General features: G+C 50.9%; 3 protein-coding genes. All 3 read left to right on the top strand.

Annotation, left to right across the window (positions count from 1 at the left end; translation table 11 throughout):
* Positions 1 to 123 precede the first annotated feature (123 nt).
* Positions 124 to 978: a YraN family protein gene (locus BGIM_RS0144875; RefSeq protein ID WP_020476109.1), complete on the top strand. Its 855-nt coding sequence runs from the start codon at positions 124 to 126 to the stop codon at positions 976 to 978.
* 4 nt (positions 979 to 982) lie between these two features.
* Positions 983 to 1852, top strand: a complete 870-nt coding sequence (locus tag BGIM_RS64295) for a hypothetical protein (protein WP_157369927.1) — start codon at positions 983 to 985, stop codon at positions 1850 to 1852.
* A gap of 376 nt (positions 1853 to 2228) precedes the next feature.
* Positions 2229 to 2585, top strand: a 357-nt coding sequence (locus BGIM_RS65370; protein WP_029632034.1) for a hypothetical protein, incomplete at its 3' end; no start/stop codon positions are given.

The following is a 2585-nucleotide window of genomic DNA, read 5'->3' as shown; positions in this document are numbered from 1 at the left end:
TGATTGAGAAGTTCCAGGGGGGCGACTGGTTCGGCGGGATGATCGACCTGCTGGGGGCCGGGCTGGGACTCTATCAGGCCAGCAAGGCCTGCTTCGTCGCCGGCACCCCCATCCGCGGCGAGCATGGCAGCCGCCCCCGTGGAGGAGTTCCAAGTCGGCGAACGGGTCTGGTCACGCTCCGAGAACGACCCCTCGGGCCCGGTCGAGTTGAAGGAAATCCAGGAGGTGTTCGTCCGCTTCGCCCCGGTGATCAGCCTCCACGTCGGCGGACAGGTCATCGGCACCACCGGAGAACACCCCTTCTATGCGGAAGGCAAAGGCTGGATCGCGGCCCACGACCTGACGCCCGAGGATCGCATCCTGGCCGAAGACGGCCGCTGGCTGAACGTCGAGGAGGTCTTTGACACCGGTGAATGGCAGACCGTGTATAATTTCACGGTCCGGGATCACCACACCTACTTCGTCGGAGACGTTGGGTGGGGGTGGAATGCGTGGGCTCATAATGCTTCCGGTTATGGCGACAAAAAATTCCAAGATGGATATGAAAAAATCTTTCATACCAATTCGGGCAAAGGTGCAAAGGGCGAACGCGCTGCCGCGGATTATCTCAGGAAGCAAAGGCATGAAATTGTTGGATCGATTCAAAATGAAAGCGGAAATGGAATTGATCTTGTGACAAGAAAAGGCGGAGTATTGCATTTTTGGGAAGTAAAGACATCTGACGGAAGAAAAACGCCTGGTTTGAAAGGAGATGAAAAGACGATGGAGAGATTCGTGGAGACAAGATTGAAATATGCCACAGGTGAAATTGATCATAAAAACTGGGCATCAGCATCTAAAGAAACACGGGATTTGGCTGAAAAAATACTGCTTGAGATTGCAGGCAATTTCTCAGCAATCGACGGGTCCGTTCTACGCATCCAATATGTTAATATTCCCAATCTGACTCGATATACCGTGAAAAAATGGAACAGGTGAGCCAATGGCAATTGCTAAAAAATGGAGTTTTGACAAGGAATTAAAGTCACTGAAAAGATTTTGCGCCTTAAAAGCATCACAAGGCATAGGTCTGGAGCAATCCGCCAGCCAATTATTGCGAGAATTGCATGACGCATCATGCAATCTTTTTGCAATACAAAGCAATCTCGGCAAAGCCGCGAATATAATGATGACGACTGGGGCAATGGGTATTTGCGAAGCTCAAGATGCCGGCTGGCACCAGTTTCACAAAGGATATATTCTTCACTTGACAAGACTTGCAATTAAAAAACAGCCAGTGGCCACCAAGCCATCGTTTGATCCTCTTGAGCCACTCTTGTTCTCCCATGCGTTATGGATATCAAACAATCATCTGGCTGATTGGTTTTATCGAGACAAGGTCGACTCCGCAATAGCGATGGGGGAAGAGGCTTTTTTTGCCTGGTGGCGGGGGGCAACAGGCTACGCAAAATTTTGCATGCTTGTCAGCGGGGTTGAATTTCAATCCAGAAAGCATTTTTTTTCAACGCTGCCACAAGAGAAAGAATACGCCAAGCCAGCTTGTGATTGGCTTGATAATCTGCATGAAGACTCGTGCGATTCTCTGAAAAATATTTATTGTTCTGCTCCATCCGGAACCTCGTCCGAAATAAATTATTTGCCCTATAATTGCATGCCAATTTTTTGGGCTGGATTCGCCATGTACTGCAAATCAACATTAAAATCATCGTATTCTTCCACAATGACCACACCCTCAGTAGTTGATTTCTGGGAGCCTAAATTTACAGCCGTTTATGAACAATATATCTCAACTATCATTCGATCGCCGGCTATTTTGGAGCTTAAAGAAATAGCTATTCAGATGATTTCATAATTATTATATTTCAGTTTGATTTATTAGTTTTTGAAATGTTTTCTTTTGCCTGGCAAGCATGTCGCTGTGACATCACAGTTTGTCGAGATATTCGAGAGAAATGCCATCGGCCGGAAGGGGCTACCCTGAAAATGCCATATCGGATTTGAATTTCTTGCAGTAAATGACGAGCCCGCCCTGCGTTTTCATGTCAGCCGTCTTCACATTTCCAGCCAAAATATCATGCGGCAAAAAATTCTCCATCGCCAGCCGAACGGATCTGGGCGTATTCCGCTGATGCGGAACTCTCGATACAGCTCAGTCCTCCCCGTCAGCATTCGGCACAACCCTTGGCTGTCGCGACCACAGAAACCCAGGGGAGTCGATCCGCAAGGCGGTGGACGACCAGAAGCTGGCGTGGCAGACACTGGACAAGCGGATCGAGACGTTCCAGAAGGAGATTCCGCCCGACGTCACGCCCACCCTGCCCCCGCCGCCGAAGAGCACAGGGGACGCCTTCAAGACCCTCTCCGACCTGTCGGCCGCCTGGGCCGACACCCTGAGCGGCGGGCTGACCTCGATGGCCCGCAAGGGGCTGAACTATGACGACGCCGTCGACTACAACTCCGCCGGTTACTCGCTGGGCCAGAAGATCGGGTCGATCCACAATCTCGCGATGGGCTTCGGCGGCATGGCCGGGGGCGGGCTGGGGGTCGTGCAGCAGGCCATGAACGTCAACAATCTGGTGCAGGGA

Origin of the sequence: Zavarzinella formosa DSM 19928, from assembly GCF_000255705.1 — a bacterium.
Taxonomy (GTDB): Bacteria; Planctomycetota; Planctomycetia; order Gemmatales; family Gemmataceae; genus Zavarzinella; species Zavarzinella formosa.
This window is presented reverse-complemented; position numbering and strand designations above follow the sequence as displayed.

Excerpts from the sequence above, each read along its gene's own strand:
- BGIM_RS0144875 (WP_020476109.1), top strand. The coding sequence starts at position 124 with ATGGCAGCCGCCCCCGTGGAGGAGTTCCAAGTCGGCGAACGGGTCTGG.
- BGIM_RS64295 (WP_157369927.1), top strand. The coding sequence starts at position 983 with ATGGCAATTGCTAAAAAATGGAGTTTTGACAAGGAATTAAAGTCACTG.